General features: G+C 56.3%; 11 protein-coding genes. 9 read left to right on the top strand and 2 right to left on the bottom strand.

Translation table 11 applies throughout. The features are described from left to right. Window positions 1-26 precede the first annotated feature (26 nt). Complete coding sequence (gene recN / locus OYW20_RS22025) at window positions 27-1,700, bottom strand: DNA repair protein RecN (RefSeq protein ID WP_268798015.1); 1,674 nt, start codon at window positions 1,698-1,700, stop codon at window positions 27-29. Between the two features lie 276 nt (window positions 1,701-1,976). Between recN and grpE the strand changes: the two genes are divergently transcribed. The 7 genes from grpE to greA all read left to right on the top strand — a co-directional run bounded on the left by grpE (window position 1,977) and on the right by greA (window position 12,068). Beyond that, on the top strand, window positions 1,977-2,543 hold the full coding sequence (grpE, locus tag OYW20_RS22020; RefSeq protein WP_268798014.1) for a nucleotide exchange factor GrpE: 567 nt from the start codon (window positions 1,977-1,979) through the stop codon (window positions 2,541-2,543). A gap of 102 nt (window positions 2,544-2,645) precedes the next feature. Continuing rightward, window positions 2,646-4,565 (top strand): molecular chaperone DnaK, encoded by a 1,920-nt coding sequence (gene dnaK, locus OYW20_RS22015; protein WP_268798013.1) that lies wholly within the window; start codon window positions 2,646-2,648, stop codon window positions 4,563-4,565. Between the two features lie 323 nt (window positions 4,566-4,888). After that, complete coding sequence (gene dnaJ / locus OYW20_RS22010; protein WP_268798012.1) at window positions 4,889-6,013, top strand: molecular chaperone DnaJ; 1,125 nt, start codon at window positions 4,889-4,891, stop codon at window positions 6,011-6,013. Between the two features lie 10 nt (window positions 6,014-6,023). Beyond that, on the top strand, window positions 6,024-6,827 hold the full coding sequence (dapB, locus tag OYW20_RS22005) for a 4-hydroxy-tetrahydrodipicolinate reductase (RefSeq protein WP_268798011.1): 804 nt from the start codon (window positions 6,024-6,026) through the stop codon (window positions 6,825-6,827). A 281-nt stretch (window positions 6,828-7,108) separates the two neighbouring features. Then, window positions 7,109-8,245 carry a glutamine-hydrolyzing carbamoyl-phosphate synthase small subunit gene (gene carA, locus OYW20_RS22000; RefSeq protein WP_268798010.1) on the top strand — a complete coding sequence of 379 codons (1,137 nt, stop codon included), beginning with the start codon at window positions 7,109-7,111 and terminating at the stop codon, window positions 8,243-8,245. 128 nt (window positions 8,246-8,373) lie between these two features. Beyond that, window positions 8,374-11,595 (top strand): carbamoyl-phosphate synthase large subunit, encoded by a 3,222-nt coding sequence (carB, locus tag OYW20_RS21995; RefSeq protein ID WP_268798009.1) that lies wholly within the window; start codon window positions 8,374-8,376, stop codon window positions 11,593-11,595. Next, the gene (greA, locus tag OYW20_RS21990; RefSeq protein WP_268798008.1) at window positions 11,592-12,068 is read left to right on the top strand and encodes a transcription elongation factor GreA; all 477 of its coding nucleotides are present in this window, start codon (window positions 11,592-11,594) and stop codon (window positions 12,066-12,068) included. The genes carB and greA overlap by 4 nt, the downstream gene beginning before the upstream one ends. 89 nt (window positions 12,069-12,157) lie before the next feature. On the opposite strand, the gene OYW20_RS21985 is transcribed toward greA, so the two are convergent. Next, a complete protein-coding gene (locus OYW20_RS21985) occupies window positions 12,158-12,466 on the bottom strand; it encodes a YhbY family RNA-binding protein (protein ID WP_268798007.1) in 309 nt (102 codons plus the stop codon). 104 nt (window positions 12,467-12,570) lie between these two features. Here OYW20_RS21985 and rlmE point away from each other — a divergent pair, with 104 nt between their 5' ends. Next, window positions 12,571-13,221, top strand: coding sequence for a 23S rRNA (uridine(2552)-2'-O)-methyltransferase RlmE (gene rlmE / locus OYW20_RS21980; protein ID WP_268798006.1), 651 nt, complete (start codon window positions 12,571-12,573; stop codon window positions 13,219-13,221). Window positions 13,222-13,412: 191 nt separating this feature from the next. Beyond that, window positions 13,413-15,323 carry an ATP-dependent zinc metalloprotease FtsH gene (gene ftsH, locus OYW20_RS21975; protein ID WP_268798005.1) on the top strand — a complete coding sequence of 637 codons (1,911 nt, stop codon included), beginning with the start codon at window positions 13,413-13,415 and terminating at the stop codon, window positions 15,321-15,323. Window positions 15,324-15,329: the final 6 nt, after the last annotated feature.

Below are 15,329 nucleotides of genomic sequence, written 5' to 3'. Positions count from 1 at the left end.
CGCCTTTGTTGCTTCAAGTTTCTCGCTCAGGACTTGGCCGTGACCACCATCTTCTTGGCGTGGGCCAGAGATTCTTTGGTGAGGTCGATACCGCCCAGCATGCGTGCCACCTCTTCAACGCGCTCATTCTTACTCAGCTTGGAGACGGCAGTGCGGGTTGCGTCTTGCTCTCTGACTTTGTGTACATATAAGTGTTGATGCCCCTGCGCAGCTACTTGTGGCAAGTGGGTCACCGTCATCACCTGGCCGCGCTCGCCCAGCCTGCGCAGCAATTGCCCGACGATCTCCGCAGTAGGCCCGCCAATGCCCACGTCCACTTCGTCAAAGACAAGTGTCGGTACGCGGGACGTCTGAGCAGTGATGACCTGAATCGCCAGGCTGATACGTGATAATTCGCCGCCTGATGCGACTTTGGCCAACGCTTTTAGAGGTTGCCCAGGGTTTGCGCTGACGAGCAATTCGACGTGCTCCAGGCCATGAGGCAGCAGCTCCTTGTCGCTGTTGACTAGCAGCTCAATGGTGAACCGGCCTCCAGGCATGCCCAGTCGCTGAATCTCCTGTTCTACCGCCATCGCCAGTTCAGGGGCTGCACGATGACGCAAGTCGCTCAGCTCTCTCGCTTTTTCCTGATAATGACGGGCATAAGAGGAAAGCTCGTTTTCGAGCCGCTCGATGGCCTCGTCATTGGCGTTGAGCGTCTCGATTTCATCCATCAGCTTTTGATGCAGCGCCGAAACTTCTGTTGGTTGAACGCGATGTTTGCGCGCCAGCGTGTAGATGGTGTCCAGTCGTTCTTCTACCTGTTGCAGCCGCGCTGGGTCGGCATCAAAGCGGTCCAGAAAGCGATTGATTTCTCCCACTGCTTCTTCGACTTGAATCTGCGCACTCGACAGCAGGTTGGTCGCTTCGCTCAGAGCATCAGGCGAATTGTCGACGCTGCTCAGGCGATTTAGGCTTGCGGTCAACGCGTTGAGCACATTGCCGGAGTCGCTCTCGCTGCACTGCTCGACGACCTGACGGCAAATGCTCAGCAGACTCTCGGCGTTGGTCAGGTTTTTCTGCTCCTGCTCCAGATGAAGAAGCTCTTCTTCACCCAGGCTCAGGCTCTCTAGCTCTTCAAGCTGGTAGCTCAGTAGCTGATGCTTGGCTCGCTGTTCATCACCGGAATTGGACAGGCGCTCCAGCTCTTGTCGCGTCTGGCGCCAGCGTTGAGCGGCAAGTTGCACCTGGCGCGCAAGATCGTTGGCGCCGGCGTAAGCGTCGAGCAGGCGACGATGAGTGTCGGTCTTGAGCAGGGATTGGTGTTCGTGTTGGCTATGAATATCGATGAGCAGTTCGCCCAGCGATTTCAGATCGCCCTGGGGGCACGGCGAGCCATTGATGTAGGAGCGCGAGCGGCCCTCGGCGGTGATGACTCTTCGCAGGATGCAGGGACCGTCGTTGTCGAGGTCTCGCTCTGCAAGCCATGTACGAGCTTCCGGTATATCGCACAGGTCGAATGTTGCGAGGATATCGGCCTTGTCGGCGCCGGGCCGCACGACTCCGCTGTCAGCGCGATCGCCCAGAGTGAGACCGAGGGCGTCGAGCATGATCGACTTGCCGGCACCGGTTTCACCTGTGATTACACTCATGCCCCGATCCAGTTCCAGATCGAGGTGTTCAACAATGGCGTAGTTATGTACGGACAGGTGCACCAGCATAAAGGCAGCTCCCAAGCGATTTGTCTGGTTATTTATACAGTGTTTTCAATCTGACTGACAATGCTTGCCCTTAGCTCGATTTGATTGGTAGATGATCATTTTTAGCACTGATGACGATTTTCAGCGCGTTTGGTCCAGCAAAAAGTCATGTCAGAAAATTTGTAGGGACATTCGCGCCAACCTTTCCCTGGAAACCCTTGAAGCGAAAAATTACGGCCCCATATAGCCGACAGAAGCGTGAGTTGAGCTCACGGACGTTATTAGAAGGAGAGAACTATGGCTGACGAACAGAACTCGGATACGCAGACTCAGGATCAAGCGGCTGAGGCTGCACACTCTGCAGAAGAGTTGGTGACTCGCGTGCAGGTGCTGGAAGAGCAATTGGCGACTGCGCAGGATCATTCGCTGCGTGTTGCCGCAGATCTGCAGAACGTCCGCCGTCGCGCAGAACAGGATGTGGAAAAGGCTCACAAATTTGCGCTGGAGAAATTCGCCAGTGATCTGCTGCCGATTGTCGACAGTCTCGAGCGCGGTCTGGACTTGTCCAACCCGGATGACGAAAGCATCCGCCCGATGCGTGAAGGCATCGAGCTTACGCTCAAGATGTTCGCAGATACGCTCAAGCGTTATCAGCTCGAAGCCATTGATCCGCATGGCCAGCCGTTCAACGCCGAGCATCATCAGGCGATGGCTATGCAGGAAAGCGCTGACGTTGAACCGAACAGCGTGTTGAAGGTGTTTCAAAAGGGATATCAGCTCAATGGTCGTCTGCTGCGCCCGGCAATGGTCGTGGTAAGCAAGGCTCCATCGCCTGTAGCGCCGTCAATTGACGAGCAGGCTTGAAATCAGCTGAGTGGCCCCCATTTATAGGCCATGCGTTAAAGAATTACCGCAATTTGTAAACGCAGTTGCGGCAACCTAATTAAAGTTTCGGGAGAGTCAAAGATGGGCAAGATTATCGGTATCGACCTGGGGACCACGAACTCCTGCGTCTCTATTCTTGAAAACGGCAAAGCCAAGGTCATCGAGAACGCCGAAGGCGCTCGTACCACGCCGTCGATCATCGCTTACGCCAATGACGGCGAAATCCTGGTCGGTCAGTCGGCCAAGCGTCAGGCTGTCACCAATCCGCACAACACCCTGTATGCGGTGAAGCGTCTGATCGGTCGTAAGTTTGAAGAAGACGTCGTACAGAAAGACATTCAGATGGTCCCTTACAAAATCGCCAAGGCTGACAATGGCGATGCGTGGGTTGAAGTCAATGGCAAGAAAATGTCCCCTCCTCAGATTTCTGCTGAAATCCTGAAGAAGATGAAGAAAACCGCCGAAGACTACTTGGGCGAGACAGTGACTGAAGCGGTCATTACCGTTCCGGCCTACTTCAACGACAGTCAGCGTCAAGCCACCAAAGATGCCGGCCGTATCGCGGGTCTGGACGTCAAGCGCATCATCAACGAACCCACCGCAGCCGCACTGGCTTACGGTATGGACAAAGCGAAAGGCGACCACACCGTCATCGTTTATGACCTGGGCGGCGGTACTTTCGACGTTTCGGTTATCGAAATCGCTGAAGTCGATGGCGAGCACCAGTTCGAAGTATTGGCCACCAACGGTGACACGTTCCTGGGCGGTGAAGACTTCGATATTCGTCTGATCGACTACCTCGTTGACGAATTCAAGAAAGAAAGCGGCATGAACCTCAAGGGTGACCCGCTGGCCATGCAGCGCCTGAAAGAAGGCGCAGAAAAAGCCAAGATTGAGCTGTCTTCCAGCAACTCTACCGACGTCAACCTGCCGTACATCACTGCAGACGCGACCGGTCCGAAGCACTTGAACGTGAAAATTTCCCGCGCCAAGCTTGAAGCGCTGGTTGAAGACCTGGTTCAGCGCACCATCGAGCCTTGCCGCATCGCCTTGAAAGACTCCGGTATCGACATCAGCGCAATCAACGACGTGATCCTGGTCGGCGGTCAGACCCGCATGCCGCTGGTTCAACAGAAAGTGACCGAGTTCTTCGGTAAAGAAGCGCGTAAGGACGTCAACCCGGACGAAGCTGTTGCCATGGGTGCTGCGATTCAAGGCGCTGTTCTGGCTGGCGACGTGAAAGACGTTCTGCTGCTGGACGTCAGCCCGCTGACCCTCGGTATCGAAACCATGGGCGGCGTGATGACTGCGTTGATCGAGAAAAACACCACGATTCCTACCAAGAAATCCCAAGTGTTCTCGACCGCTGATGACAACCAGGGCGCAGTGACCATTCACGTTCTGCAGGGTGAGCGTAAGCAAGCCACTTCGAACAAGTCGTTGGGCAAGTTTGACCTGGCTGAGATTCCGCCAGCGCCACGCGGCGTGCCTCAGATCGAAGTGACCTTCGACATCGACGCCAACGGTATCCTGCACGTCGGCGCGAAAGACAAGGCTACCGGCAAAACCCAGTCGATCGTGATCAAGGCGAACTCCGGTCTGTCGGACGAAGAAATTCAGCAAATGATCCGCGACGCTGAAGCCAACTCCGAAGAAGATCGCAAGTTCGAAGAGCTGGCGTCTGCCCGTAATCAGGGTGATGCACTGGTCCACTCGACGCGCAAGATGATCGCTGACGCTGGGGACAAAGTGACTGCCGAAGAGAAGACCGCTATCGAAGCTGCGCTTGTTGCTCTTGAAGCCGCTGTCAAAGGCGACGACAAGGCTGCCATCGACGCGAAAGTCGAAGAGCTATCGAAGCTTTCCGCTCCTGTTGCTCAGAAAATGTACGCCGAGCAAGCTGAAAAGCCTGAAGGTGGCGCTCAAGCCGCACAGGAAGAAAAGAAGCCAGCCGATGACGTTGTCGACGCTGAATTCGAAGAAGTAAAAGACCACAAGTAAGCGCAGGCTCACTTGAACGCCAGTTGACCGCTTTCGGGTGGTCGCTGGTAGGATGTCGCCGCGCGGGAGCTTGCTCCCGCGTTGGCGTGTCTGGTACAGACGAATTTTCAGGCTTGTGGACGCTGTCCGCGAGCCTCGTGGCAAAGCCGGACGCTCCTGCGCTCCGGCTTGTTTTGCCGCTTTTCTCGGTCGATAGAACGGCTGATGAACGAAGACCAGGATCGTTGAATTGACGTGAGTTGGGTCCGGGCCTGAATGGGGTCCAACGAGTTCGGCAAACTCAGGAGGGTTTTGTCGGACGTCCTCAAGAGTGCAGAAAACATATGGCAAAGCGCGACTATTACGAAGTATTGGGGGTGGAGCGTGGCTCCAGCGAGGCGGACCTGAAAAAGGCTTATCGTCGTCTCGCAATGAAATTTCATCCGGACCGCAATCCAGGTGACAAGGCGTCTGAAGACTCCTTTAAAGAAGCCAATGAGGCTTACGAAATTCTCTCCGATGCCAGCAAGCGTGCGGCGTACGACCAGTACGGTCACGCCGGCGTTGATCAGAGCATGGGCGGCGGTGCAGGGGCTGGCGGTCAGAACTTCTCTGACATCTTCGGCGATGTCTTCAGTGACTTCTTCGGCGGCGGTCGCGGCGGCGGTGGTCGTGGCGGTGCTCAGCGCGGCAGTGACTTGCGCTACACCCTGGAGCTCAACCTCGAAGAGGCCGTGCGCGGCACTACGGTCAATATCCGTGTCCCGACGCTGGTCAATTGCAAACCTTGTGATGGTTCGGGCGCGAAGAAAGGCTCGGCGCCGGTTACTTGTCCGACCTGTGGTGGTATCGGTCAGGTTCGCATGCAGCAGGGGTTTTTCTCCGTGCAGCAGACCTGCCCTCGCTGTCATGGCAACGGCAAAATCATTTCCGACCCGTGCGATTCGTGTCACGGCGAAGGTCGCGTAGAAGAATACAAAACTCTCTCGGTCAAGGTGCCGCCAGGTGTTGATACCGGAGATCGTATTCGCTTGTCGGGCGAAGGCGAGGCCGGTGTTCAGGGTGGACCTACGGGCGACTTGTACGTCGTAATCAATGTGCGCGAGCACGCGATCTTCCAGCGCGACGGCAAGCACCTGTACTGCGAAGTGCCGATCAGCTTTACCGACGCAGCGCTCGGTGGAGAGCTGGAAGTGCCGACCCTCGATGGTCGCGTCAAGTTGAAGATTCCGGAAGGCACTCAGACCGGCAAGCAGTTCCGTTTGAAGGGCAAGGGTGTTGCGCCGGTTCGTGGCGGCGGTGCAGGTGATTTGATGTGCCGCGTAGCTATCGAGACGCCGGTGAATCTGGGGCGTCGCCAGCGCGAGTTGCTGGAAGAGCTTAGGGCATCGTTGGACGGTGACAGCTCTCATTCGCCCAAAGCCAATGGCTGGTTCGAAGGCGTGAAGCGCTTCTTCGGCGATCTCTAAGGAGCAGGGCATGCGACGTATTGCTGTGATGGGTGCCGCCGGGCGCATGGGTAAAACCCTGATCGAAGCGATTCAGGCTACGCAGGGCGCCGGTCTCACCGCCGCTATTCATCGCCCGGACAGCTCGCTTGTCGGTGCTGATGCTGGTGAGCTGGCTGCGCTGGGCCGCATCGGCGTGCCCCTGTCGGGTGATTTGGCGAAGGTAGCTGACGAATTCGATGTGCTTATCGACTTTACCCATCCTTCCGTGACACTGAAAAACCTGGCTTTCTGCCGCAAGGCCGGCAAAGCCATGGTCATCGGAACGACTGGTTTCAGCGTCGAAGAGAAGCAGCGTCTTGTTGATGCGGGAAAGGAAATCCCGATCGTATTCGCTGCCAACTTCAGTGTTGGCGTTAACCTGTGTCTGAAGCTACTCGACACAGCTTCACGGGTGTTGGGTGATGATGTCGACATCGAGATCATGGAGGCGCATCACCGCCATAAAGTCGATGCGCCTTCGGGGACTGCGGTGCGTATGGGTGAAGTAATTGCCCAAGCGCTTGGTCGCGATCTGAGTGAGGTGGCCGTCTACGGTCGCGAAGGTCAGACCGGCGCCCGTGATCGCAAAACCATTGGTTTTGCGACGGTGCGGGCGGGGGATATTGTCGGCGATCACACTGTGTTGTTTGCCGCTGAGGGCGAAAGAGTGGAGATCACGCACAAGGCGTCCAGTCGCATGACCTTCGCCAAAGGCGCAGTTCGCGCAGCGTTATGGCTCGATGGAAAGCAGCCAGGCCTGTACGACATGCAGGATGTGCTGGAACTTCGTTGAACTCGATGTCGACACATCCAGTATTGCGGGCAGGTCAGGTGTTTTACCTGTATCCTGCCCGCTGTCCCAACCCCGCTACGCGATGTTCTGTCGCATTCCCCTGCCTCCAAGGCGTTTTAGCGGTGGATAAAAATTGTCTCTTTCTGTAAGCTACAGCTTTAGTGTGTCCACTAAAAGCGCGCAGAGAATTCTATGAAAAAAGCGGGGTGACGTGTCTATACGTCATTCCGCTTTTTTACAACCTGCGAACGCCCTTTCAGGCTTTATTACGGGAGGTCTTCTTGACTAAGCCAGCCATACTCGCCCTTGCTGATGGCAGCATTTTTCGTGGCGAAGCCATTGGAGCCGACGGTCAAACCGTTGGTGAGGTGGTGTTTAACACCGCAATGACGGGCTATCAGGAAATCCTTACCGATCCTTCCTATGCCAAGCAAATCGTCACCCTGACTTACCCCCACATTGGCAACACCGGCACTACACCGGAAGACGCTGAATCTGATCGTGTCTGGTCTGCAGGGCTGGTTATCCGTGATCTGCCACTGGTTGCGAGCAACTGGCGCAACAAGATGTCCCTGGCCGATTACCTGAAAGCCAACAACACTGTTGCTATTGCGGGTATCGACACTCGCCGCCTGACCCGCATTTTGCGTGAGAAAGGTGCCCAGAACGGTTGCATCATGGCGGGCGATAACATCTCTGAAGAAGCGGCAATCGCCGCGGCTCGTGGCTTCCCTGGCCTGAAAGGCATGGACCTTGCCAAAGAGGTCAGCACCACGGAGCGCTACGAGTGGCGTTCAAGTGTTTGGGAATTGAAGACCGACACCAGCCCGGAAATCGCTGCTGCTGATTTGAAATACCACGTGGTCGCTTATGACTACGGCGTCAAGCTGAACATCCTGCGCATGCTGGTTGCGCGCGGTTGCCGTGTGACGGTAGTGCCTGCGCAAACCCCCGCCAATGACGTGCTTGCACTCAAGCCTGACGGCGTATTCCTGTCCAACGGCCCGGGCGATCCTGAACCCTGTGATTACGCGATCCAGGCGATAAAGGATGTTCTGGAAACCGATATTCCGGTGTTTGGTATCTGCCTCGGTCATCAGTTGCTTGCTCTGGCGTCGGGCGCGCGGACCATCAAAATGGAGCTGGGTCATCATGGTGCTAACCACCCGGTCCAGGATCTGGACACAGGCGTTGTCATGATCACCAGCCAGAACCATGGATTTGCGGTCGACGAAGCGACACTCCCAGCCAATGTCCGCGCGATTCACAAATCGCTGTTTGACGGCAGCCTGCAGGGCATCGAACGCACCGACAAGGACGCCTTCAGCTTCCAGGGCCACCCTGAAGCAAGCCCGGGTCCGACCGATGTTGCGCCGCTGTTTGATCGCTTTATCACAGCCATGGCCAAGCGCCGCTAAGCGGTGTTTCGACCCTAGCGAGCGAATGGCTGCGCACGCCGGATCATTGAGGTCCGGCAACAGGCCCAGCCACCGCAGAGAATGTTCAAGACGGCTCGCCGACTGACATAGGATTTGAGTGACAACCCATGCCAAAACGTACAGACATTAAAAGTATCCTGATTCTCGGCGCCGGCCCCATCGTGATCGGCCAGGCCTGTGAATTTGACTACTCCGGCGCCCAGGCCTGCAAAGCCCTGCGCGAGGAGGGTTACCGCGTCATTCTGGTCAACTCCAACCCAGCCACCATAATGACCGACCCGGACATGGCGGATGCGACCTACATCGAACCGATCAAATGGCAGACCGTCGCCAAGATCATCGAAAAAGAGCGTCCGGATGCATTGCTCCCAACCATGGGGGGTCAGACCGCTCTGAACTGCGCACTGGATCTGGAGCGCGAAGGCGTTCTGGAGAAGTTCGGCGTGGAAATGATCGGCGCTACTGCCGACACCATCGATAAAGCGGAAGACCGTTCGCGCTTCGACAAAGCTATGAAATCCATTGGTCTCGATTGCCCGCGCTCGGGTATCGCACACACCATGGAAGAGTCGTATGCCGTCCTGGAGAAGCTTGGGTTTCCGTGCATCATCCGGCCGTCGTTCACCATGGGCGGTACGGGCGGCGGTATCGCCTACAACCGTGAAGAATTCGAAGAGATCTGCACCCGCGGTCTGGACCTGTCTCCGACCAAAGAGCTGCTGATCGACGAATCCCTGATCGGTTGGAAAGAGTACGAGATGGAAGTTGTCCGCGACAAAAAGGACAACTGCATCATTGTCTGCTCTATCGAAAACTTCGACCCGATGGGTGTTCACACCGGCGACTCGATCACTGTTGCGCCAGCCCAGACGCTGACCGACAAGGAATACCAGATCATGCGTAACGCCTCGCTGGCGGTACTGCGTGAAATCGGTGTCGAGACAGGTGGATCCAACGTCCAGTTCGGCATTTGCCCGGACACTGGCCGTATGGTCGTCATCGAGATGAACCCGCGGGTGTCGCGCTCCTCTGCACTGGCTTCCAAAGCGACCGGTTTCCCGATCGCCCGCGTCGCCGCCAAGCTGGCCATCGGTTACACCCTTGATGAGCTGCAGAACGAAATCACCGGCGGTAAGACGCCGGCCTCTTTCGAGCCGTCCATCGACTACGTCGTCACCAAGTTGCCGCGCTTCGCATTCGAAAAGTTTGCCAAAGCCGACGCTCGCCTGACGACGCAAATGAAGTCGGTCGGCGAAGTCATGGCTATCGGCCGCACTTTCCAGGAATCCCTGCAGAAAGCCCTTCGTGGGCTGGAAGTCGGGGTCAGCGGTCTGGATGCGAAGCTGGACCTGAGCAACCCGGAGAGCATGAGCGTCCTCAAGCGCGAGCTGACCGTGCCAGGCGCCGAGCGCATCTGGTATGTCGCTGATGCTTTCCGTGCTGGCATGACGGTTGAACAGATTTTCAGCATGAACATGATCGATCCCTGGTTCCTGGTGCAGATCGAAGATCTGATCAAGGACGAGGAGAAGGTCAAGACGTTAGGCCTGTCGAGTATTGATCGCGATCTGATGTATCGCCTCAAGCGCAAAGGCTTCTCCGATTCTCGTCTGGCCAAGCTGCTGGGCGTCACCGAGAAGAACCTGCGCACCCATCGCCACAAGCTCGAAGTGTTCCCGGTCTACAAGCGCGTCGATACCTGCGCGGCCGAGTTCGCAACGGACACTGCCTACATGTATTCCACGTACGAAGAAGAGTGCGAAGCCAATCCGACGACTCGTGACAAGATCATGATTCTGGGCGGCGGTCCGAACCGTATCGGCCAAGGCATCGAGTTCGACTATTGCTGCGTACACGCCGCCCTGGCGCTGCGTCAGGACGGTTACGAGACCATCATGGTCAACTGTAACCCGGAAACCGTATCGACCGACTACGACACCTCTGACCGTTTGTATTTTGAGCCAGTGACTCTTGAGGACGTGCTGGAAATCGTTCGCGTCGAGAAGCCAAAAGGCGTGATCGTTCAGTACGGCGGGCAAACCCCGCTGAAACTGGCTCGTGCGCTTGAAGCCGCTGGTGTGCCAATCATCGGCACCAGCCCTGATGCAATCGACCGTGCCGAAGACCGCGAGCGCTTCCAGCAAATGGTTGAGCGCCTCAATCTTCGCCAGCCACCTAACGCCACTGTGCGCAGCGAAGACGAAGCGATCCGTGCTGCTGCCAAGATCGGCTATCCGTTGGTGGTGCGTCCGTCCTACGTTTTGGGCGGTCGTGCGATGGAAATCGTGTACGAAGAAGAAGAGCTCAAGCGCTACCTGCGTGAAGCCGTTCAAGTCTCCAACGACAGCCCGGTGCTGCTGGATCACTTCCTCAACTGTGCAATCGAAATGGACGTGGATGCTGTCTGCGACGGCACTGACGTGGTGATCGGCGCGATCATGCAGCACATTGAGCAGGCGGGCGTTCACTCCGGTGACTCCGCGTGCTCCCTGCCTCCGTACTCGCTGCCTGCGCACATCCAGGACGAAATGCGTGAGCAGGTCAAGAAAATGGCCCTCGAACTGGGCGTTGTCGGCCTGATGAACGTGCAGTTGGCGCTTCAGGGTGAAGACATCTACGTCATCGAAGTCAACCCGCGTGCCTCGCGTACCGTGCCGTTCGTTTCGAAGTGCATCGGTGTTTCCCTGGCGATGATCGCCGCGCGCGTGATGGCCGGTAAAACGCTTAAAGAAATCGGTTTCACCAAAGAAATCATCCCGAATTTCTACAGCGTGAAGGAAGCTGTCTTCCCGTTTGCGAAGTTCCCCGGTGTCGACCCGATTCTGGGTCCGGAAATGAAGTCCACCGGTGAAGTCATGGGTGTGGGCGATACCTTCGGTGAAGCGTTTGCCAAGGCTCAGATGGGTGCCAGCGAGTTGCTTCCCACCGGCGGTACTGCATTCATCAGCGTGCGCGATGACGACAAGCCGCTGGTCGAAGGCGTTGCTCGCGACCTGATCAGCCTGGGCTTTGAAATCGTCGCCACTGCTGGAACCGCGCGATTGATCGAAGCAGCGGGCCTGAAGGTTCGCCGCGTGAACAAAGTGACGGAAGGACGCCCGCACGTTGTCGATATGATCAAGAACGACGAAGTCACTCTGATCATCAACACCACAGAAGGTCGGCAATCAATCGCCGATTCCTACTCCATCCGTCGTAACGCCTTGCAGCACAAGATTTATTGCACGACTACCATCGCTGCGGGCGAGGCAATCTGTGAAGCGCTGAAGTTCGGTCCTGAAAAAACCGTGCGTCGCTTGCAGGATCTACATGCAGGATTGAAGGCATGATCAAATACCCGATGACTCTTCAGGGCGCCAAAGCCCTGGAAGAGGAACACGCTCACCTCACCAAGGTCATTCGTCCAAAGCTTAGCCAGGACATTGGTACCGCCCGCGAGTTGGGTGACTTGAAAGAGAACGCTGAGTACCACGCTGCTCGCGAGCAGCAGGGTATGGTCGAGGCGCGCATCCGTGACATTGAAGGCCGTATGCAGAACGCGCAGGTGATTGATGTCAGTGCGATCCCGCATACCGGCAAGGTCATCTTCGGCACGACTGTAGAAATCGCCAACGTCGAGACCGACGACCGCGTGACCTATCAAATCGTGGGCGAGGATGAGGCCGACATAAAGCTTGGCAAGATATCGGTAGGCTCACCGATTGCGCGCGCGCTGATTGCAAAGGAAGAAGGTGATGTTGTCGCGGTGAAAACCCCGAGCGGTGTCATCGAGTATGAAATTGTAGAAGTGCGCCACGTCTGATGCATGCGCCCGCATTGCGCGGGTGCTATCTCGTGTAGCCATTCTTCCTGGAAAGGGAGAATGGCTACCCGATGTCGCGATAATTGCTGTCAGGCGAAACGATGTATGTTCGACAGCTGCTTGTTTACCTTGGCGTTTTTGCGATAAATCAGCGCCATTTTGCCGATGACCTGCACCAGATCTGCATGGCCCGCCTTGCACAGTTGTGCAATGGATGCCAGGCGGCTCTCGCGATCAAGGATATTGAGCTTGATCTTGATCAGCTCGTGATCGCTCAGTGCGCGCTCCAGTTCGGCTAACACACCTTCAGTCAGACCATTGTCAGCCACAGTCAACACCGGTTTCAGATGGTGGCCAATGGATTTGTATTGTTTCTTCTGCTCTTGTGTGAGCGGCATAATCTGACCTCTGCGTCTGATCTTGTAAAAAGCGGCGGCCAGTTTACCCGAGCGAGTCCGGGACCGCCCAGTTAATCGCGACTCGTCCAATTTTGAGGTGCTACGTGGCCCGTTCCAAGACAAGCCATAACTGGCTCAAAGAGCATTTCGACGACAAGTACGTCAAAATGGCGCAGAAAGACGGCTACCGTTCGCGCGCCAGCTACAAGCTGCTCGAGATTCAGGAAAAAGACAAAATTATCCGTCCAGGCATGACCGTGATCGATCTCGGTGCAGCGCCGGGTGGCTGGTCCCAGGTGACCAGTCGTCTGATTGGTGGGCAGGGTAGATTGATCGCCTCTGACATCCTTGAGATGGACAGCATCCCTGATGTGACCTTCATTCAAGGGGATTTCACGGAGGACGCCGTACTTGCTCAAATCCTTGAAGCTGTCGGTAATACGCAGGTAGACCTTGTGATTTCCGATATGGCCCCCAATATGAGTGGACTAAGCGCTGTCGACATGCCGCGCGCTATGTTTCTGTGCGAACTGGCACTTGATCTGGCTGGGCGGGTCTTAAGGCCTGGTGGTGACTTCCTGATCAAGGTTTTCCAGGGCGAAGGCTTTGACGTCTATCACAAGGACATCCGCAAGCTGTTTGACAAGGTGCAGATGCGTAAACCTTTGTCTTCGCGTGATCGTTCCCGCGAGCAATATCTGCTGGGACGCGGATTTCGAGGTATCGAAGGGTCTGCGAGCGTCGAAAGACTTTGATGTGGGGCCATAGCTTTTTTTGAATGGCTTTATTGGTGGAGCATTCGCAAGATCTTGCAGTCAAAGTTTCACAAAGGGTTACAGACGCCGCCTGCCGCGCCTGTAGGATCTGTAGTAAGTTAGGCCGGTGAATATCATGCGAGGCACCCCCCAGCCTGGGGTTTGCTTCAGAGGGTAGCTAATTGAACGATATGGCAAAGAATCTGATCCTGTGGTTGATCATCGCCGCTGTTCTCGTGACGGTGATGAACAACTTTTCAAGCCCGAACGAGCCGCAGACCCTCAACTATTCCGATTTCATCCAGCAGGTCAAGGATGGAAAGGTTGAGAAAGTCGCTGTTGATGGTTACGTCATCACAGGCAAACGAAGTGACGGCGACACCTTCAAGACCATCCGTCCTGCGATTCAGGACAATGGCCTGATAGGCGATCTGGTCGATAACAACGTGGTCATTGAAGGCAAGCAGCCAGAGCAGCAAAGCATCTGGACCCAGTTGTTGGTCGCCAGCTTTCCTATTCTCGTGATTATCGCGGTCTTCATGTTCTTCATGCGCCAGATGCAAGGTGGTGCGGGAGGCAAGGGCGGACCGATGAGCTTCGGTAAGAGCAAGGCTCGCTTGCTGTCTGAGGACCAGGTTAAGACGACCCTGGCCGACGTAGCGGGCTGTGACGAAGCTAAGGAAGAGGTGGGCGAGCTTGTCGAATTTCTTCGGGATCCGGGCAAGTTTCAGCGTCTCGGCGGTCGCATCCCGCGCGGCGTGCTGATGGTGGGCCCGCCTGGGACAGGTAAGACGTTGCTTGCAAAAGCCATTGCCGGTGAAGCCAAGGTTCCGTTCTTCACGATCTCCGGTTCTGACTTCGTTGAAATGTTTGTAGGCGTCGGCGCGAGCCGTGTCCGTGACATGTTCGAACAGGCGAAGAAACACGCACCCTGCATCATCTTCATCGACGAAATCGATGCGGTAGGGCGTCATCGCGGCGCCGGCATGGGCGGCGGTCATGACGAGCGTGAGCAGACTCTCAATCAGTTGCTGGTTGAGATGGACGGCTTCGAGATGAATGACGGCATCATTGTGATTGCCGCAACCAACCGACCTGATGTCCTCGACCCTGCGCTGTTGCGTCCGGGCCGCTTTGACCGTCAAGTAGTCGTAGGTCTGCCAGACATTCGTGGTCGTGAGCAGATCCTTAAAGTGCATATGCGCAAAGTGCCAATGGGTGACGATGTCGCACCTGCTGTCATTGCGCGGGGTACACCCGGATTCTCGGGTGCCGATCTGGCGAATCTGGTGAACGAGGCTTCCTTGTTCGCAGCCCGCACCGGCAAACGCATCGTCGAAATGAAAGAGTTCGAGCTGGCCAAAGACAAAATCATGATGGGCGCTGAGCGCAAATCGATGGTCATGTCAGAGAAAGAAAAGCAGAACACGGCTTATCACGAAGCAGGTCACGCCATCGTCGGCCGAGTGGTGCCCGAGCACGACCCGGTTTACAAGGTTTCGATCATTCCGCGCGGTCGAGCTTTGGGTGTGACCATGTTCTTGCCCGAAGAAGATCGTTACAGCCTATCCAAGCGAGCGCTTATTAGTCAGATCTGCTCACTATACGGTGGTCGTATTGCTGAAGAGATGACGTTGGGCTTCGACGGCGTTACGACGGGTGCTTCCAACGACATCATGCGCGCCAGCCAGATCGCGCGGAACATGGTGACCAAGTGGGGGCTTTCGGAAAAGCTTGGTCCGTTGATGTACTCAGAGGACGAAGATGGTGGATATCTTGGGCGCGGTGGTGGGGGGCAGGCAGCCAGTCTGTCGGCCGACACTGCTCGTTTGATCGACTCCGAAGTGCGCAGCATAATTGATCAGTGCTACGGCACTGCCAAGCAGATACTCACTGATAATCGCGACAAGCTGGATGCAATGGCGGACGCGTTAATGAAGTATGAAACCATCGATGCCGAGCAGATTGACGACATCATGGCTGGCCGCGCACCGCGTGAGCCGCGTGACTGGGAAGGCGGTTCAGGCAACTCTGGCACTCCGACGGCTCCTGTCGGGCCGCGACCTGAAACTCCGATCGGCGGCCCTGCTGCCGATCTTTAAGGTTTG

It is taken from the genome of Pseudomonas sp. BSw22131 (assembly GCF_026810445.1).
Classification (GTDB): domain Bacteria; phylum Pseudomonadota; class Gammaproteobacteria; order Pseudomonadales; family Pseudomonadaceae; genus Aquipseudomonas; species Aquipseudomonas huanghezhanensis.
This window is presented reverse-complemented; position numbering and strand designations above follow the sequence as displayed.

What these genes read in the sequence shown, in the direction of transcription:
- dnaJ (WP_268798012.1), top strand. Translation starts at nt 4,889, where the DNA reads ATGGCAAAGCGCGACTATTACGAAGTATTGGGGGTGGAGCGTGGCTCC.
- greA (WP_268798008.1), top strand. Translation starts at nt 11,592, where the DNA reads ATGATCAAATACCCGATGACTCTTCAGGGCGCCAAAGCCCTGGAAGAG.
- OYW20_RS21985 (WP_268798007.1), bottom strand. Translation starts at nt 12,466, where the DNA reads ATGCCGCTCACACAAGAGCAGAAGAAACAATACAAATCCATTGGCCAC.
- grpE (WP_268798014.1), top strand. Translation starts at nt 1,977, where the DNA reads ATGGCTGACGAACAGAACTCGGATACGCAGACTCAGGATCAAGCGGCT.
- dapB (WP_268798011.1), top strand. Translation starts at nt 6,024, where the DNA reads ATGCGACGTATTGCTGTGATGGGTGCCGCCGGGCGCATGGGTAAAACC.
- ftsH (WP_268798005.1), top strand. Translation starts at nt 13,413, where the DNA reads ATGGCAAAGAATCTGATCCTGTGGTTGATCATCGCCGCTGTTCTCGTG.
- recN (WP_268798015.1), bottom strand. Translation starts at nt 1,700, where the DNA reads ATGCTGGTGCACCTGTCCGTACATAACTACGCCATTGTTGAACACCTC.
- dnaK (WP_268798013.1), top strand. Translation starts at nt 2,646, where the DNA reads ATGGGCAAGATTATCGGTATCGACCTGGGGACCACGAACTCCTGCGTC.
- carB (WP_268798009.1), top strand. Translation starts at nt 8,374, where the DNA reads ATGCCAAAACGTACAGACATTAAAAGTATCCTGATTCTCGGCGCCGGC.